At 71.5% G+C, this 15,625-nt stretch carries 13 protein-coding genes; 12 read left to right on the forward strand and 1 reads right to left on the reverse strand.

From position 1 onward, the window contains the following. Positions 1–222: 222 nt before the first annotated feature. The 7 genes from ftsZ to ACZ63J_RS40075 all read left to right on the forward strand — a co-directional run bounded on the left by ftsZ (position 223) and on the right by ACZ63J_RS40075 (position 5,720). Complete coding sequence (ftsZ, locus tag ACZ63J_RS40045; protein ID WP_465335276.1) at positions 223–1,521, forward strand: cell division protein FtsZ; 1,299 nt, start codon at positions 223–225, stop codon at positions 1,519–1,521. 72 nt (positions 1,522–1,593) lie between these two features. After that, positions 1,594–2,298, forward strand: a complete 705-nt coding sequence (gene pgeF, locus ACZ63J_RS40050; protein WP_465335278.1) for a peptidoglycan editing factor PgeF — start codon at positions 1,594–1,596, stop codon at positions 2,296–2,298. Next, a complete protein-coding gene (locus ACZ63J_RS40055; RefSeq protein ID WP_465399273.1) occupies positions 2,295–3,023 on the forward strand; it encodes a YggS family pyridoxal phosphate-dependent enzyme in 729 nt (242 codons plus the stop codon). The genes pgeF and ACZ63J_RS40055 overlap by 4 nt, the downstream gene beginning before the upstream one ends. A gap of 98 nt (positions 3,024–3,121) precedes the next feature. After that, on the forward strand, positions 3,122–3,718 hold the full coding sequence (locus tag ACZ63J_RS40060) for a cell division protein SepF (protein ID WP_465399272.1): 597 nt from the start codon (positions 3,122–3,124) through the stop codon (positions 3,716–3,718). Between the two features lie 115 nt (positions 3,719–3,833). Next, positions 3,834–4,109, forward strand: coding sequence for a YggT family protein (locus ACZ63J_RS40065; RefSeq protein WP_072477845.1), 276 nt, complete (start codon positions 3,834–3,836; stop codon positions 4,107–4,109). 53 nt (positions 4,110–4,162) lie between these two features. After that, positions 4,163–5,008 carry a DivIVA-like cell division protein Wag31 gene (gene wag31, locus ACZ63J_RS40070; protein WP_465309896.1) on the forward strand — a complete coding sequence of 282 codons (846 nt, stop codon included), beginning with the start codon at positions 4,163–4,165 and terminating at the stop codon, positions 5,006–5,008. Positions 5,009–5,129: 121 nt separating this feature from the next. Then, a complete protein-coding gene (locus ACZ63J_RS40075; protein ID WP_465399271.1) occupies positions 5,130–5,720 on the forward strand; it encodes a hypothetical protein in 591 nt (196 codons plus the stop codon). On the opposite strand, the gene ACZ63J_RS40080 is transcribed toward ACZ63J_RS40075, so the two are convergent. Next, a complete protein-coding gene (locus ACZ63J_RS40080; RefSeq protein ID WP_465399270.1) occupies positions 5,717–6,460 on the reverse strand; it encodes an ArsR/SmtB family transcription factor in 744 nt (247 codons plus the stop codon). The genes ACZ63J_RS40075 and ACZ63J_RS40080 overlap by 4 nt on opposite strands. 64 nt (positions 6,461–6,524) lie before the next feature. Between ACZ63J_RS40080 and ACZ63J_RS40085 the strand changes: the two genes are divergently transcribed. The 5 genes from ACZ63J_RS40085 (at position 6,525) to ACZ63J_RS40105 (ending at position 15,401) form a co-directional block, all read left to right on the forward strand. Beyond that, the gene (locus tag ACZ63J_RS40085) at positions 6,525–7,838 is read left to right on the forward strand and encodes an MFS transporter (RefSeq protein ID WP_465399269.1); all 1,314 of its coding nucleotides are present in this window, start codon (positions 6,525–6,527) and stop codon (positions 7,836–7,838) included. Positions 7,839–8,078: 240 nt separating this feature from the next. Continuing rightward, a complete protein-coding gene (ileS, locus tag ACZ63J_RS40090) occupies positions 8,079–11,246 on the forward strand; it encodes an isoleucine--tRNA ligase (protein ID WP_465399268.1) in 3,168 nt (1,055 codons plus the stop codon). A 76-nt stretch (positions 11,247–11,322) separates the two neighbouring features. Then, positions 11,323–12,948 carry a penicillin-binding transpeptidase domain-containing protein gene (locus tag ACZ63J_RS40095; RefSeq protein ID WP_465399267.1) on the forward strand — a complete coding sequence of 542 codons (1,626 nt, stop codon included), beginning with the start codon at positions 11,323–11,325 and terminating at the stop codon, positions 12,946–12,948. A gap of 195 nt (positions 12,949–13,143) precedes the next feature. Beyond that, positions 13,144–13,827 carry an ArsR/SmtB family transcription factor gene (locus tag ACZ63J_RS40100; protein WP_465335292.1) on the forward strand — a complete coding sequence of 228 codons (684 nt, stop codon included), beginning with the start codon at positions 13,144–13,146 and terminating at the stop codon, positions 13,825–13,827. A gap of 95 nt (positions 13,828–13,922) precedes the next feature. After that, positions 13,923–15,401, forward strand: a complete 1,479-nt coding sequence (locus ACZ63J_RS40105) for a potassium/proton antiporter (protein ID WP_465399266.1) — start codon at positions 13,923–13,925, stop codon at positions 15,399–15,401. The last annotated feature ends 224 nt before the right edge of the window (positions 15,402–15,625 follow it).

The following is a 15,625-nucleotide window of genomic DNA, read 5'->3' on the forward strand; positions in this document are numbered from 1 at the left end:
GGCCGGGGCGGTGCTCGCGGCTCCCCGCTCTTGCGCGCTCGAACGTGTTGTGGCAAAACACCTTTGCGACACACGGCGTGCCTACTGGATTAGAGCCTGCCTGGTGCCTACCGTCCTGCCTAACGTCGGCGGTTGACATAACTCTCAATCTGGGGTTTAGGTTGAGAGTTGATCTTCCGCAGGCGGGCTGTACGGGCACAACGATCAGGAAGGCGGACTTCGATGACGCCCCCGCACAACTACCTTGCGGTGATCAAGGTGGTCGGCATCGGCGGTGGCGGCGTGAACGCCGTGAACCGCATGATCGAGGTCGGCCTCAAGGGTGTCGAGTTCATCGCGGTGAACACCGACGCGCAAGCACTGCTCATGTCCGACGCCGATGTCAAGCTGGACATCGGCCGCGAGCTGACCCGTGGCCTCGGCGCGGGCGCCGCCCCCGAGGTCGGCCAGAAGGCCGCCGAGGACCACCGGGAAGAGATCGAAGAGGTCATCAAGGGCGCCGACATGGTGTTCGTGACGGCCGGTGAAGGCGGCGGCACGGGCACCGGCGGCGCGCCGGTCGTGGCGCAGATCGCCCGCAAGCTGGGCGCGCTGACCATCGGCGTGGTGACCCGCCCGTTCACCTTCGAGGGCAAGCGCCGCGGCAAGCAGGCCGAGGACGGCATCCAGTCGCTGCGCAACGAGTGCGACACGCTGATCGTGATCCCGAACGACCGCCTGCTGCAGCTCGGCGACATCGGCGTCTCGCTGATGGACGCGTTCCGCTCCGCGGACGAGGTGCTGCTGTCCGGTGTCCAGGGCATCACCGACCTGATCACCACCCCGGGCCTGATCAACCTCGACTTCGCCGACGTCAAGAGCGTCATGTCCGGCGCGGGCTCCGCGCTGATGGGCATCGGCTCGGCGCGCGGGGAAGGCCGGGCCATCCAGGCGGCGGAGAAGGCGATCAACTCGCCGCTGCTGGAGGCGTCGATGGACGGGGCGCACGGCGCGCTGCTGTCCATCGCGGGCGGGTCCGACCTGGGCCTGTTCGAGATCAACGAGGCCGCGTCGCTGGTGCAGGAGTCCGCGCACCCGGACGCCAACATCATCTTCGGCACGATCATCGACGACTCGCTCGGCGACGAGGTGCGCGTCACGGTGATCGCGGCCGGCTTCGACGCCGGCGCGCCGACGCACAAGAAGCTCGACCCGTCGACGTTCGGCTCGGGCTCGCGCTCGACCACCGCGTCGGCTTCGGCCGGCCAGGTCTCGAACCCGCCGACCCCGCCGTCGGGGGCCACCCCGGTGCCGTCGGCGTCGGGTTCGGGCTACCCGGTCGCGCCGCCGCGCTCGCACACGCCGCTGCCGTCGGCGGGCGGCCAGAACACCGGCGGGCTCCCGCAGCCCGGCGGCGGGTCGCGCGGCTACTCGCCGATGGGGTCCAACGCGACCCAGGGCAGCCTGCCCGGGCGCGCGATGCCGGTGCACGACGACCCGTCGGACGACGAAGTCGACGTGCCGCCGTTCATGCGTCGCTAGTTCGACTGCTGTTCGTGAAGGCCACCTCGAGGACCTCGGGGTGGCCTTCACCGCGTTTGGGAGGATGAAGGCATGCGAGTGCGGCGAGTGGTCACGACCAGGGCGGGCGGCGCGTCGCGGCCGCCGTACGACACCTTCAACCTGGGGGACCACGTCGGCGACGACGAGGGCAACGTCTTCGCCAACCGCAAGCGCCTGGCGAGCGAGCTGGGCCTGGCCGAGGACAAGCTGGCCTGGATGGAGCAGGTCCACGGCCGTACGGCGACCACTGTGGACGGCTCCGAGACGAAGGCCGCCGAGGCGACCGACGCGCTGGTGACCGCGACGCCCGGCGTCGCGCTCGTGGTGCTCGTCGCCGACTGCGTCCCCATCCTGCTGGCCGACGCCGAGGCCGGTGTCGTCTCGGCCGTGCACGCCGGGCGGGTCGGCACGCGGGTCGGCGTCGTCCCGGCCGCGGTCGCCGCCATGCGGGAAGCGGGCGCCGAGCCGCAGCGGATCGAAGCCCTGCTCGGCCCGGCCATCTGCGGCGACTGTTACGAGGTGCCGGCCGAAATGGCCGCCGACGTCGAGAAGCACGTCCCGGGCAGCGCCTGCAAGACCCGCAAGGGCACGCCCGGCCTCGACCTGCGCGCCGGGCTCTGGCGGCAGCTCGCGGACCTCGGCGTCGGCAAGATCGGCGTCGACCCGCGGTGCACGAACGAGGACAAGACGCTCTTCAGCTACCGCCGCGACGGCACGACCGGCCGGATCGCCGGGATCACCTGGATCGAGGCATGACCGACCGGAAGGCCGAGCTGGCCGCGAACCTGACCGAGGTCGAGGCGCGGATCGCCGCCGCGTGCCGCGCCGCCGGCCGGGCCCGCGACGAGGTCAGGCTGGTCGCGATCACCAAGACGTTCCCCGCCGCCGACGCCGCGCTGCTCGCCGACCTCGGTGTGACCGACGTCGGCGAGAACCGCGACCAGGAAGCCGGCCCGAAGGCGGCCGAAGTCGCCGAGCTGCGCCCCGGCGCGGACCTGCGCTGGCACATGGTCGGGCGGCTGCAGCGGAACAAGGCGCGGTCCGTGGTCGAGTGGGCGCGGGAGGTGCAGTCGCTGGATTCGGCGCGGCTCGCCGACGCCCTCGCGAAGGCGGTGCGTGCGGCCCGGGACGCCCAGATACGTGACGAACCCCTCGACGTGCTGATCCAGGCGAGCCTCGACGACGACCCGGAGCGCGGCGGCTGCCCGCTCGACGAGCTCGGCGCGCTGGCCGAGCGTGTCACTCACACGGGTGAACTGCGGCTTCGTGGCCTGATGGCCGTCGCGCCGCTCGGCGCGGACCCGGCGGCGGCCTTCGACCGGCTCGCCCGGGCGGGGGAGGCCCTCCGCAAAGATCACCCGAATGCCGCAGAAGTCTCCGCCGGGATGAGCCATGATCTCGAGCAGGCGATCACGCACGGCTCCACGTGTGTGCGTGTCGGAACCGCGTTGCTCGGTGGACGCGGTTTAGCCTCGCCGTAGGGAGCCCGCGCGGTCGTCACGTTTAGTGGTCGGCGGCACGGGGCACAGACGGCGTGAGAAACCGTTTCGTGCGGGAGCGGCTAGGGCTAGGGAGAGGCATGAGCGCGCTGCAGAAGCTGAAGGCCTACTTCGGGATGGTGCCCGCGGACGACGACGGCTACGACGTCGAAGACGACTACCGGCGCGGCTACGACGACGAGTACGACTCCTACGAGGAGCCGGCCCCGCGTCCGTCCCGCTCACGGTACCGCGACGTCGACGACACGTACGACGAGCCCGTCAGCCGCAGCCGTTCACGCTCCGTGGTCGGGTCCGAGCCCGCCGTCCACGGCGCGCTCGCGGTCGACCGGCAGCCGGAGCCGGTGGCGCGCCTGCGCCCGGTCACCGAGCCGGCCCGCCCGCCGATGCGCGACCCGCTCAGCCGGATCACCACGCTGCACCCGACCAGCTACGTGGAGGCACGGGCGATCGGCGAGCACTACCGCGAAGGCATCCCGGTGATCATCAACCTCACCGAGATGGAGAACGCCGACGCCAAGCGGCTCGTCGACTTCGCCGCCGGGCTGGCGTTCGCGCTGCGCGGGTCGATGGACAAGGTCACCAACAAGGTGTTCCTTCTCTCACCGCCCGATGTGGACGTCACGGCGGAAGACCGCCGGCGGATTGCCGAGGGCGGATTATTCTTGCGGGGCTGAAGTCGCGCGGACCGCTGAGCGCAAGCAGACGTGATTTTGTCGACCCGATGCCGCGTCGACCCCCTCAACTGCGTCTTCTACGGAGACGCCCGGTTAGAGTAGGTACGTGGAAGCTGTGTGGCTGGTCGTCTGGTACGTGCTGTTCGCCTTCTGGCTGCTGCTGACGGCGCGGATCGTGATCGAACTCGTCCGGACTTTTGCGCGTGAGTGGCATCCGGCCGGAGGGGTTGCGGTGACGCTCGAGACCATCTACACAGTGACGGACCCGCCGGTTCGCCTGTTCAGGCGAATCATTCCGATGGTTCGGATCGGCGGCGTGGGACTGGACTTGTCGATTATGGTTCTGCTGCTGGTTGTGTTCTTCGCGATGCAGCTGGCGACTCCAAGTTGATCGGGGAAGAACTTGGATGGACCTGCAGGCCATGGAGTGCGTGAGGTGATCTGATGTCGTTGACCCCCGCTGACGTGCACAACGTCGCGTTCAGCAAGCCGCCCATCGGCAAGAGGGGCTACAACGAGGACGAGGTGGACGCGTTCCTCGACCTGGTGGAGACCGAGCTGGCCCGCTTGATCGAGGACAACAACGAGCTGCGCCAGCAGATGGAGCAGCTCGACGCCGAGCTCGAGTCGACTCGTGGCGAGCTCGACAGTGCCAAGTCCGCGCCCCCGATGCGCGAAGAGCCGTCCCGGCGCCTCGCGCCGGTGCCGCCGCCGCAGTCCGCCATGGAGCAGACCCAGGCGCACTCGATGGTCGGCGACAGCACGGAGCCGAACGTGCAGGCGGCCAAGGTCCTCGGGCTCGCCCAGGAGATGGCCGACCGGCTGACCGCCGAGGCGAAGACCGAGTCCGACGGGATGCTGGCCGAGGCCCGCACCAAGTCCGAGCAGCTGCTCTCGGACGCCCGGGCGAAGTCCGACTCGATGGTCAACGAGGCCCGTACCCGCGTCGACACGATGCTGAACGACGCGCGGACCCGGGCGGAGACCTTGGAGCGCCAGGCGCGCGACAAGGCGACCACGCTGGAGCGCGAGTCCCAGCGCAAGTACACCGAGACGATGAACAGCCTCAACGCCGAGAAGGGCGGGCTGGGCAAGAAGATCGAAGAGCTGCGCACCATCGAGCGGGAGTACCGCACGAGGCTGCGCGGGTTCCTCGAGTCCCAGCTGCGCGAGCTCGACGACCGCGGCTCCGCGGCCCCGGCGTCGGCGTCCTCGAACTCCGGCCAGTCGTCCGGTTCGTCCGGTGGCGGCCAGGGTTACTCGTTCGGCCCGCGGGCCGAAGCGGGCTGATTTCCCCCGGGCCCACCCCGCCGGCACGCGCCGGCGGGGTGAGCCACGGTTCGAAGTCGATCCGGCACCGCACGTGGGCGGGTCAGCCGACGATCTTGGCGCGTTCGTGCTGTAATTCAGCGTGCTTTACATCGTGCTGGTCCTGGTACTGGCGGCTCTGGGGTTGCTCGTCACCGCGCTCATCACCGCTTCTTCGCTGTGGGCGTGGGTTTCGATCGGCCTGTCGGTGCTGGCCGGGCTGATCCTGGTCGCCGACTGGCTCCGGCGTCGCCGCCGGTCCGCGGCGCCGGCGGCCGAACCGGCCGAATCCGTCGAGCCCGAGCCCGAACCTGAACCCGAGACGGCGCCCGCCGCCGAACCGGAGAAGGCGCCCGAGGCGGAGCAGACCGTCCTCATCCCGACGGCCGGTGAGCTGGGCGATCCGGCTGACACCCCCGAAGCCGAAGTCGCGGCGGAACCCGCCGCGCCGGAGAAGGCCGACAACGGCGACCCCGGCGAGGAAGAGACTTCCGCGGCGGACATCGCGGTGCTGGCCGATCTCGAGGACGAAGTTGTGGTCGTCGACGAGCACCCGCGGTACCACCTGACGACGTGCGTCTGGCTCGGCAGCCGTGAACGCATCCCGATCGGCGTCGGCGAAGCCCGTCAGCTCGGCTTCACGCCCTGTGACCGCTGCAGCCCGGACTCGACGCTCGTCGCCGCGCACCGCTAGGCGACGTCCGCCACCCCGAGCCTGATCCGCAGTTCCCGCGCGCCTTCCGGCGTCAGCCGCAAGGCCCGGTGCGCCTGACCGCGCCGCCGCACCCAGCCCGCGTCCGTGAACCGGGTCGCGACGGCCGCGCCGAGCGCGCCCGCCAGGTGGTGGCGCTGCTCACTCCAGTCCAAGCAGAACTTCAGCAGCGGACGGCGCCCGGCCGCCGCCGCGGCGGGATCCACACCGAGCGAGCCGAACACCTCGGTCGCCCGGGGACCCAGCGTGTACGGGTGTTCGCGCAGGGGAGCCGAAATCCGGTCGCCCGGCCGCCGCCGCGTGTCGGCCGCTCCGGCCAGCGCACCCAGATCGAGCAACGCCGTCGTCACGGCAACCCCGAGCCGGCCGGCCAGGTGGTCGTAACACGTCCTCGCGGTGCGCAACGCCTCCGCGCGCGTGCCTTCGCGCAACGACGTCACCGGCTGGGCGGGGGAGAACCGCGCCAGCGTCTCCAGCAGCTCGGCGGTGTCCGGGCCGGCCAGCCGGTAGAACCGGTGCCGACCCGACTTCTCGGCGACGACCAGTCCCGCCGCCCGCAGTTTGGCCAGGTGCGCGCTGACGCCCTGGGCGGAGAGCCGGGCCTCGGCGGCCAGCACGGACGCCGCCAGCGCGCGGCCGTCCCCGAGCGCGAGCAGCACGCGGACCCGCGCGGGGTCGGCGAACAACGCGGCGGTGCGGGCGATGTCGGCGTCGCCTTCCATGCCTCCAGGATGCCCCCGGCACACTTCCACCGCGACGGAAGTGTCCCGGCGGTCCACTGGGGACATGCTCCTGTTCACCCTGTGCGCCGGCATGTTCCTGGTGCAGCTGGACGTCACCGTCGTCAACGTCGCCCTGCCCGCGATCGGCGCCGGCTTCGGCGCGGACCTCGCCGGCCTGCAGTGGGTGGTCGACGGTTACACGGTCGTCCTGGCCGCGTTCCTGCTCACCGGCGGCGCGCTCGGCGACGTCTTCGGGCACCGCCGTGTTGTCCTCGCGGGCTTCGCGCTGTTCGGCGCCGCGTCGGCCGCGTGCGGGCTCGCCGGCGACGTGCCGTGGCTCGTCGCCGCCCGCGCCGGGCAGGGCCTGGGTGCGGCGTTGCTGCTGCCCGGCACCCTGGCCGTGCTCACCCACGCCTACCCCGGGCACGCCGAGCGCGCGCGGGCCCTCGGGATCTGGGCCGGGGTGTCGGCGCTGGCGCTGGCGGTGGGCCCGGTGCTCGGCGGCGCGATCGTCGCGGCCCTCGGGTGGCGGCCGGTGTTCTGGCTCAACGTCCCGGTGGTGCTCGCGGCCGCCGTCGCGACGCGGCGGCTGGTCCCGCGCGGCGACCGGGTGTCCGGGCGGCGGGTCGACGTCGCCGGCATCGTCACCGCCGCGCTCGCGCTCGGCGCCGGGGTTTACGCGGTCATCGGCGGAAGCGTGCCTGCCGCGGTGGTGGCGGTCGTCGCCGTGGCGGCGTTCCTCATCGTCGAGCGCCGCTCGCCGGACCCGATGCTGCCGCTCGACGTCGCCCGGCGGACGGCGGGCGCGAACTTCGTCGCGGCGGTGATGAACTTCGTCGGCATCGGCACGATCCTCGTGCTGACGCTGTACCTGCAAGGCGTGCGGCACGCCTCGCCGCTGACCGCGGGCCTCGAGGTGGTGCCGCTGTTCCTGCCGCTCTCGGTGCTCGCGCCGGTGGCGGGCCGGCTGACCGGCCGCTTCGGGCCGCGGCCGATCATGGTCACCGGGCTGGCGCTGGGGGCGCTCGGGATGCTGAACCTGGTGCTGCTGAAGGAAAACAGCGGCTATCCGGCCCTGCTGCCGACGTTGCTCGGGCTCGGCGCGGGGATGGGCCTGCTCACCACGGCGGTGGTGACGGCCGCGGTCGGCGGCATCCCGCCGGAGCGGGCGGGCGTCGCGGGCGGGATCAACAACACGGCCCGCCAGGCCGGCGGCGCGCTCGGGGTGGCGGTGCTCGGCGCCGTGGCGGGCGGCGGGTTCGCCGACGGCCTCCACGTGGCGGGCCTGCTCTCGGCGACGTTGTGGCTGGCGGCGATCGGCGTGACGCTGGCCTGGGTACGAGCCCCTCGTGACAACCCGGTTGCGCGCGACGGTTAACCTGGTATCAGCAAGGCGTCGATCCGGCCATCACCGGGGAGCCTCCGGAAGAACCGAGCGTCACGCTCTCAGTAGAACCGGACGGGTGCGGCCCGTGACAGCCGCCGAACGAGCGGCCCGGCAGTCTCCATCGCCGGGCAAGCGGGGTGGTACCGCGGTGCGCCGCCAGGCGTTTCGTCCCCGTGTGGGTGACCGGGAGCCGGTCGTCCGTACGAGAGCGACGAACCGAGGAGCACCCGGATGTACCCCCAGGCCAAGCTCGACGACAGCGCGGGCGTGCCGTCGCAGCCGTCCTTCCCCGAGCTGGAGAAGCAGGTCCTCGCCTACTGGGAGACGGACCGGACGTTCCAGGCGAGCATCGACGCGCGTCCCGCCGGCGAGAACGGCGAGAACGAGTACGTCTTCTACGACGGCCCGCCGTTCGCCAACGGCCTGCCGCACTACGGCCACCTGCTCACCGGGTACGTCAAGGACCTGGTGCCGCGCTACCAGACGATGAAGGGCCGCAAGGTCGAGCGCCGCTTCGGCTGGGACACCCACGGCCTGCCCGCCGAGCTCGAGGCGATGCGGCAGCTCGGCATCACCGAGACGTCCGAGATCGAAGAGATGGGCATCGCGAAGTTCAACGAGGCTTCGCGCGAGTCCGTGCTGCGCTACACCGACGAGTGGCGTGAGTACGTCACCCGCCAGGCGCGCTGGGTCGACTTCGACAACGACTACAAGACGCTCGACGTCACCTACATGGAGTCGGTGCTGTGGGCGTTCAAACGCCTGTGGGACAAGGGACTCGTCTACGAGGGCTACCGCGTCCTGCCGTACTGCTGGCGCGACGCGACGCCGCTGTCCAACCACGAGCTGGGCATGGACGCCGACGTCTACCGCAACCGGCAGGACCCGGCCGTCACGGTCGGCTTCCGCCTGCAGGACAACGACAGCGAACTCGACGGCACCTATCTGCTGATCTGGACGACGACGCCGTGGACGCTGCCGTCGAACCTCGCCACGGCCGTGCACCCCGAGGTGCAGTACGTCCTCGTCGAGAGCGAGAACTTCCCCGGCAAGCGGTTCCTGCTCGCCGAAGCGCGGGTCGCCGCGTACGAGCGTGAACTCGGTGAAGAGCCGACGGTCGTCGCGCGCTACACGGGTGAGCAGCTGCTCGGAACCCGTTACGCACCCCCGTTCCCGTACTTCGCCGGGACCGCGAACGCGCACCAGGTGCTCGCCGCCGACTACGTCACGACCGACGACGGCACCGGGATCGTCCACATCGCCCCCGCCTACGGCGCCGACGACAAGGTGGTCACCGACGCCGCCGGCATCCCGCCGGTGACGCCGGTCGACGCGCACGGCAAGTTCGACGCGACCGTGCCCGACTACGAGGGCCAGCAGGTCTTCGACGCCAACCCGAACATCGTGCGGGACCTCAAGAACGGCACCGGTTCCGCCGCGCAGCAGGGTGCTGTGCTGCTGCGCCACGAGACCTACGACCACTCCTACCCGCACTGCTGGCGCTGCCGGAACCCGCTGATCTACCGCGCGGTCTCGTCGTGGTTCGTCGCGGTGACGCAGTTCAAGGACCGGATGGTCGAGCTCAACCAGCAGATCACCTGGTACCCGGAGAACGTCAAGGACGGCCAGTTCGGGCGGTGGCTGGAGAACGCCATCGACTGGTCGATCTCCCGCAACCGCTACTTCGGCACGCCGATCCCGGTGTGGCAGTCCGACGACCCGGAGCACCCGCGCACCGACGTCTACGGCTCGCTCGACGAGCTGGAAGCCGACTTCGGCGTCCGGCTGGACAACCTGCACCGGCCCTACATCGACGAGCTGACCCGGCCGAACCCGGACGACCCGACCGGGAAGTCGACCATGCGCCGCGTCCCGGACGTCCTCGACGTCTGGTTCGACTCGGGCTCGATGCCCTACGCCCAGGTGCACTATCCGTTCGAGAACGCCGAGTGGTTCGAGCACCACTACCCGAGCGACTTCATCGTCGAGTACATCGGGCAGACCCGCGGCTGGTTCTACCTGCTGCACGTGCTCGCGACGGCGCTGTTCGACCGGCCCGCGTTCCGCACCTGCGTCTCGCACGGCATCGTGCTGGGCTCGGACGGGCAGAAGATGTCCAAGTCGCTGCGCAACTACCCGGACGTCAACGAGGTCTTCGAGCGCGACGGCTCCGACGCCATGCGCTGGTACCTGATGGCGAGCCCGATCCTGCGCGGCGGCAACCTGGTCGTCACCGACAAGGGCATCCGCGACGCCGTCCGCCAGGCCGTGCTGCCGCTGTGGAACTCGTACTACTTCCTCGCGCTGTACGCGAACGCCGAAGGCGTGGAAGGCAAGTGGCGCACGGATTCGGCGAACGTGCTCGACCGGTACGTGCTCGCGAAGACGCACGAACTGGTCACCGACGTCGAGTACGCGATGGACCACTACGACGTCGCGGGCGCGTGCCAGACCGTCCGGGACTTCCTGGAGACGCTGACGAACTGGTACGTGCGGCGCTCGCGGGACCGCTTCTGGGCGGGTGACCAGGACGCGATCGACACGCTGCACACGGTCCTCGAGGTGACGTCGCGGGTCACGGCGCCGCTGCTGCCGCTGACCACCGAGGTCGTCTGGCGCGGCCTCACCGGCGGCCGCTCGGTGCACCTGGCCGACTGGCCGAACGCGCTCGACCTGCCCGCGGACGCGGCGCTGGTGACGGCGATGGACCGGGTGCGGCAGGTGGCGTCCTCGGCGCTGTCGCTGCGGAAGGCGAACAAGCTGCGCGTGCGGCTCCCGCTGTCTTCGCTGGTCGTGGCGGCCGAGGACGCCGAGACGCTGGGCGCCTTCGCCGACATCCTGCGGGACGAGGTGAACGTCAAGGCGGTCGAGCTGACCACCGACGTCGCCGCGCACGGCGGGTTCGAGGTCGCGGTGAACGCCCGCGCCGCCGGGCCGCGGCTCGGCAAGGACGTCCAGACCGTGATCAAGGCCGTCAAGGCGGGCGACTGGACGTTCGTCGGCGGCAAGGTCGTCGCGGCCGGGATCGAGCTGCTCGACAGCGAGTACGAGCGCCGGCTGGTCGCCAAGGGCGGCGGCGCGGCGGCCGAGCTGCCCGGCGGGTCCGGGCTGGTCCTCGTCGACACCGAGGTCACGCCGGAGCTGGCGGCCGAAGGCCTGGTCCGCGACCTGGTCCGGGTCGTGCAGCAGGCGCGTCGCGACGCCGGTCTCGACGTCGCCGACCGGATCGCGTTGACGGTCGACGCGCCCGCCGAAGTCGTCGAAGCGGCGCGGGCGCAGGAGAAGTTCCTGGCGTCGGAGACGCTGGCGACGTCGGTGTCCTACGGCCCGGTGGCCGAGGGCTTCGCCGGCACGGTCGGCGACGGGACGAAGGTGACGGTTTCGGTGGCGAAAGCCTGACGGGCCGCCGTGGGTGGCCGGTAAGATCGGCCGGTCACCCACGGCGGTGGTGTTCCTTGGGGGAGGGGTTACCGGAATGAGTCCTGCCAGAAGACGCGGCATCCTGATCGGCGGCGCGCTGCTCGTCGTGGTGGTGGTCGTGGCGGCGTTCTTCGTGCTGAACGGCGGGGGTTCGACCCCCGAGGCGGAAGCCGGGGCGACGAGCGTCGAAAGCCCGGGCGCGCTCGACCCGCGGTCGGCGATCACCGAGTACCTGCAGGACCTTTCCGAGAACAACTCCGACGCGGCGAGCCGGCTGACCGACGACAACACAGCGGCCGCGGTGGCCCTGCGCGACGCGCGGAACACGCTGAGCCCGTCGTCGGTCACCGCCAAGCTGACCGTGCTGCAGCCGACCCCGGCCGGGGCGAAGCAGACGGGCGGCACGTTCAGCCTCACCTGGGCGCTGAAGCCGGGCCAGGTCTGGACCTACGACGTCCCGTTCCAGCTCGCGCTGGCCGGCGGCAAGTGGCTCGTGCACTGGGCGCCGTCCCTGCTGCACCCGAAGCTGGAGACCGGGCAGCGGCTGGTGATCAGCACGGCCGTGCAGGACAGCACCGCGGTCGCCGACCGCGAGGGCAAACCCCTGCTGGTCAGCGGGGCCGGCGGCCTGCACCCGGTCGACGGCGACCCGGCACCGCTGCTGCGTTCGGCGCTCACCGGCCAGGTCACGGCCGCCGCGGGCAGCGGGTTCGCCGTCCAGCGGGTCGACGCCGCGGGCAAGAGCCTGGAGACGCTGTTCGGCAAGGCGTCCGCCGACGGCGCGCCGGCGCTCGTGTCGAGCCTGAGCCTGACCGCGCAGAACGCCGCCCAGAAGGCGGTGAACGGGTACCGGGGATCCGCGATGATGGTCGCGCTCGACACCGGGTCGGGCGACATCCTGGCCGTCGCGCAGAACGCCGCCGCGGGAGACGCGCCGAAGGCCCTGAACGGCCTGTACGAGCCGGGTTCGTCGTTCAAGATCGCGACGGCGGTGGCCGCGGTCCAGCAGAGCGGGCTCAACGCGGGTTCGCCGGTCGACTGTCCCGGCGTCGCGACGATCGGCACGCGCACGGTCAAGAACGAGGGGTTCGAGCTGGGCGCGACGAACCTGCAGACGGCGTTCGCGCGCTCGTGCAACACGACGTTCGGGCAGCTCGCGCTGGCCCTCCCCGCCGACGGGCTGCAGAAGGCGGCCAACGAGCTGGGCCTGAACGCCGACTACGAGATCCCGGGGATCAACACCGAGCTCGGCAAGGTCGAGCCGGCGGCGAGCAAGGACGAGCAGGTCGAGGACGGGTTCGGCCAGGGCCGCATCCAGGCGAGCTGCCTCGGCGGCGCGGTGATGGCGGCGACGGTGGCCTCCGGCAAGGCGATCACCCCACGCCTGTGGCACGACGTCGAGACGCAGGTGGTCAAGGGCTACTCGCCACCGCCGTCCTCGGTGCTCGGCGAGGTCCGGAAGATGATGCGCGCGGTGGTGACCAGCGGAACGGGTCGCGCCGCCGCGGGAGCCGGCACGGTGTTCGGCAAGACGGGCACGGCCCAGTTCGGCGACGGCGCGTCGGCCACCGGCTGGTTCGTGGGCTACCGCGGCACCGTCGCGTTCGCGGTGGTCCTGGAGAACTCGAACGACTCGGGCCCGGCCGTCCAGCTGGCCGCCACGTTCCTCAAGTCCCTCTGACCGACGTACCCAGCCGGACGACACGCGTACCTGCACGGACGACTCGCGTACCTGCACGGACGACACGGCCCGCGGTCCCGGCCCGCGTCGTGTCGTCCGGCTGAGTACGCGTGTCGTCCGGCGGGGTACGCATGTCGTCCGGTGAGGTGCGTCGGTTCGGCCGCGGGCGAAGGGTCCGGGTCGTACCGTGGTCTTATGGAGACGATCGCGCTGGCCGAAGTGGCCGCCGTGCTCGCGGATCCGAGCCGGGCCACCATGTGCCTCGTGCTGCTGGACGGGCGGGCCTGGACCGTCGGTGAGCTGGCGAAGGCGGCCGGCATCGCGCTGTCGACGGCGAGTGAGCACGTCACGCGGCTGACCGACGCCGGGTTCGTCGCCCGGGTCAAGCAGGGCCGCGCGTCCTACGTCCGGATCGCCGACCCGCGGGTCGCCGAGCTGATCGAGCACCTGGCCCAGCACGCCGAGCACCGGCCGGTCACGAGCCTGAAGTCGTCACTGCGGGTGAAGCGGCTCGGCTTCGCGCGCACCTGTTACGACCACCTCGCCGGTGTTCTCGGCGTCGCCCTCCGCGACGGCATGCTGGCCACCGGCCTGATCGACGCCGGCGACGGGCTCGCGCTGACCGGCCGTGGCCGCGAGGTGCTCGACGACCTCGGGGTGCCGGTCGCGGCCGGGCGGCGGCCGCTGCTGCGCGACTGTCTGGATTGGACGGAGCGGCGCGACCACCTCGCCGGCGCGCTGCCCGCGGCGCTGCTCGAGCGGGCCGTCGACGCCGGCTGGGTCGGCCACGACGGACATCGCGCCGTGAAGGTGCTTCCCGCGGCGGAGAAGCCGTTCGCGGCGCTCGGTGTCGACCTCACCGCGCTCGGTGGGCCTTAACACACCGCGTCCGCGACGCGCCCCAGCGGTACACGAACGAGTTAACCCCACCGCCTCACTATTCTGAGGGCCCACGGCACTCGGAGGGAGGCGGCATGGACCAGCTTCCCGTGCTGCTCGGCATCGGCGGTGTCGTGCTGCTCGCCTCCGTGCTCGCCGTGCGCGTGTCGATCCGGCTCGGCCTGCCCTCGCTGCTGCTCTACCTCGCGATGGGCGTGCTGCTGGGCGAAGCCGGCTTCGGCATCCGGTTCGACAACCCCGAGCTGACCCAGTCGCTGGGGCTCGCCGCGCTCGTCATGATCCTCGCCGAAGGCGGGCTGACGACCCGGTGGTCGGCGGTGAAACCCGCGCTGGGCATCGGAATCGCACTGTCCATTGTGGCCGTCGTGGTCAGCATCGCGGTCACCGGCGCAGCCCTGCACTTCCTGCTGGGCCTGGACTGGCGGTTCGCCCTGCTGTGGGGCGCGGTCCTCGCCTCGACGGACGCGGCGGCGGTCTTCTCGGTGCTGCGCACGGCCGGTGTCGGCAAACGGCTCGTCGGCGCGCTGGAGCTGGAGTCCGGCATCAACGACGCGCCGGCCTACATCGCCGTCGTCGTGCTGGCCGAAGGCACCACTGTGGATTGGACGCTGCCGCTGCTGGTGGTCTACGAGCTGGGCGCGGGCCTGGCCATCGGGCTCGCCTTCGGCTGGCTCGGCGGGATCGCGCTGCGGCGGGCCGCGCTGCCGGCGACCGGTCTCTACCCGCTCGCCACCGTCGCGGTGTGCGTCGTGGCGTACTCGTCCGGGCAGCTGGCGCACGCGTCCGGGCTGCTCGCCACCTACGTCGCCGCGCTGGTGCTCGGCAACTCGCGGCTGCCGCACCGCTCGGACACGCTGTCGTTCGCCGAAGGGCTCGGCTGGCTGGCGCAGATCGGGCTGTTCGTGCTGCTCGGGCTGTTCGCCTCACCGAGCCGGCTGCTCGAGACGCTGGTGCCGGGCCTGGTCGCGGGCGCCGTCGTGCTGCTGCTGGCCCGGCCGGTGTCCGTCGTGCTGTCGATGCTGCCGTTCAAGCTGCCGTGGCGGGAACAGGTGTTCCTGTCGTGGGCCGGGCTGCGCGGCGCGGTGCCGATCGTGCTCGCGATGATCCCGCTCTCGCAGGGGCTGCCGGGCGCGCAACGACTGGTCGACGCGGTGTTCGTGCTGGTCATCGTGCTGACGCTGCTCCAGGGGGCGACGCTCGGGCCGCTCGCGCGCTGGCTCGGGCTGTCCAAGAAGTCCGAGCCGCACGAGATCGAGGTCGACTCCGCGCCGCTGGACGAGCTGGGCGCCGAGCTGCTGCAGGTCCGCATCCAGCCCGGGTCGAAGCTGCACGGCGTGTACCTGTCCGAGCTGCGCCTGCCGGTCGGGGCGACGGTCAGCCTGGTCGTGCGCGAAGGCGCCGGCTTCACCCCGCAGAAGACGAGCCGGCTGCAGGAGCACGACCAGCTGCTGGTCGTCACGACGAGCGTCGTCCGCGACACCGTCGAACGCCGGCTCCGCGCGGTGGACCGGGCCGGGCGCCTGGCCCGCTGGAAGGGCGAGTCGGGCCGTTAGCCCGTTCGTGGTCGTGGCCGGTCCGTGATCGATCGGACGACTGGGCTGGCGCTGGCCTGCGTCTTGTCCGGTCCTTGTCCGGTTCTCGTGCTGACCTGGTGATCTTTTTCCGTGAGGGTGATCGTCGGGCATAAAAACGCCGTGTGATCTTCCCAGTGATCCAACCTTTGGCCTACTGTGCGCTCGATCCGGTTAGTTCGAATGGGTGAGTGAACAGCCAAAGG

Source organism: Amycolatopsis sp. NPDC104863, from assembly GCF_055582965.1.

Excerpts from the sequence above, each read along its gene's own strand:
- ACZ63J_RS40095 (WP_465399267.1), top strand. The coding sequence starts at position 11,323 with ATGAGTCCTGCCAGAAGACGCGGCATCCTGATCGGCGGCGCGCTGCTC.
- pgeF (WP_465335278.1), top strand. The coding sequence starts at position 1,594 with ATGCGAGTGCGGCGAGTGGTCACGACCAGGGCGGGCGGCGCGTCGCGG.
- ACZ63J_RS40085 (WP_465399269.1), top strand. The coding sequence starts at position 6,525 with ATGCTCCTGTTCACCCTGTGCGCCGGCATGTTCCTGGTGCAGCTGGAC.
- ACZ63J_RS40080 (WP_465399270.1), bottom strand. The coding sequence starts at position 6,460 with ATGGAAGGCGACGCCGACATCGCCCGCACCGCCGCGTTGTTCGCCGAC.
- ileS (WP_465399268.1), top strand. The coding sequence starts at position 8,079 with ATGTACCCCCAGGCCAAGCTCGACGACAGCGCGGGCGTGCCGTCGCAG.
- ACZ63J_RS40105 (WP_465399266.1), top strand. The coding sequence starts at position 13,923 with ATGGACCAGCTTCCCGTGCTGCTCGGCATCGGCGGTGTCGTGCTGCTC.
- ACZ63J_RS40055 (WP_465399273.1), top strand. The coding sequence starts at position 2,295 with ATGACCGACCGGAAGGCCGAGCTGGCCGCGAACCTGACCGAGGTCGAG.
- ftsZ (WP_465335276.1), top strand. The coding sequence starts at position 223 with ATGACGCCCCCGCACAACTACCTTGCGGTGATCAAGGTGGTCGGCATC.
- ACZ63J_RS40100 (WP_465335292.1), top strand. The coding sequence starts at position 13,144 with ATGGAGACGATCGCGCTGGCCGAAGTGGCCGCCGTGCTCGCGGATCCG.
- ACZ63J_RS40060 (WP_465399272.1), top strand. The coding sequence starts at position 3,122 with ATGAGCGCGCTGCAGAAGCTGAAGGCCTACTTCGGGATGGTGCCCGCG.
- wag31 (WP_465309896.1), top strand. The coding sequence starts at position 4,163 with ATGTCGTTGACCCCCGCTGACGTGCACAACGTCGCGTTCAGCAAGCCG.